Consider the following 1,095-nt stretch of genomic DNA (forward strand, 5'->3'; position numbering starts at 1 on the left):
TGTAGTTCCCCGTGAGGTTGTGAACACGCGCTGAGGGAGTCAAACCTCCGATAGCGGTGTGGGCTCGGTGATGATTGTAGTAGTGCAGGAACTGCTCGTACACCACCTCACGATTCGCCTCGCTGAGGTACGGCCTCGCATAGGCCCACTCGCTCATCAGCGTGCGGTTGAACCGTTCGACCTTACCGTTGGTCTGCGGCCGGTACGCCCGGGTGAACCGGTGCTTGATGTCCCCACCGAGGGCGTTGTTGAACGCGTTAGAGCGGTAGCAGGCACCGTTGTCGGTCATCACCGCCTCAACAGTGACCCCCAGTGAAGCGAAGAAGGCCGCAGCCCGGGTCCAGAAACCCGCAGCGGTGTGCTTACGCTCATCGTCGAGGATCTCCGAATACACGACTCTCGAGTAGTCGTCGATGGCGTGGTGCAGATAACGGTAGCTTTTCTGCGGTGCTGGCCGGTTGGCTGTCTTCCGGCTGGTGCGGTGCTGATCGGTGCCTTTACCTGCAGTACGCCACCCACCGCCGTCAGGGATCCGCCCGAGTTTCTTGATGTCGACATGCACCAACTCGCCGGGCCGGGACTTCTCGTAACGGTGTGGCGGGCGCTTGCGTACCGGCAGGCCGGTGGCCTGGTCGACACAGTCCAGGGCGGGCATGTTGTAGCGCTCCAGCACCCGGCCGACGGTGGAGCGGGCGACACCGAGGTGGTAGCCGATGCGGTGGGGTCCCCACCGGCGGGTGAACCGTAGCTTGATGATCCTGCGTTCCCGCTGCTGTGACAGCTGGTGCGGGCAGCGGTGTGGCCGGCTGGTGCGATCAGACAACGGTTCGCCGGCGCGGTGGCGGGTCACCCAACGGTGGGCGGTGGCCGGTGCGACCTGGCAGCGTTCAGCGGCGCGGCGTTGACTCCAGCCGTGGTTGATGACCAGGGACACCAGCCGGGCCCTGCCGGTCGGGGTCAACGGTGCGTTACGGTGGGTCATGGAAGGCCTCCTGGTTTCCCGTCGTGAGTAGTCATTCACCCACCACGGTTACCGGAGGTCTTCCTTATGCGTCATCCCCCGACGGAGTGTTCACAACCTCCCCGGGAAGTACA

1 protein-coding gene is annotated in these 1,095 nt (G+C 64.2%); it reads right to left on the reverse strand.

The window, feature by feature from the left end:
* Nucleotides 1-982 (reverse strand): IS481 family transposase (locus FS507_RS16365; RefSeq protein ID WP_145943831.1); only part of this gene is annotated, 982 nt, incomplete at its 3' end.
* Between the last annotated feature and the right edge of the window lie 113 nt (nt 983-1,095).

It is taken from the genome of Corynebacterium glyciniphilum AJ 3170 (assembly GCF_007673095.1).
Classification (GTDB): domain Bacteria; phylum Actinomycetota; class Actinomycetes; order Mycobacteriales; family Mycobacteriaceae; genus Corynebacterium.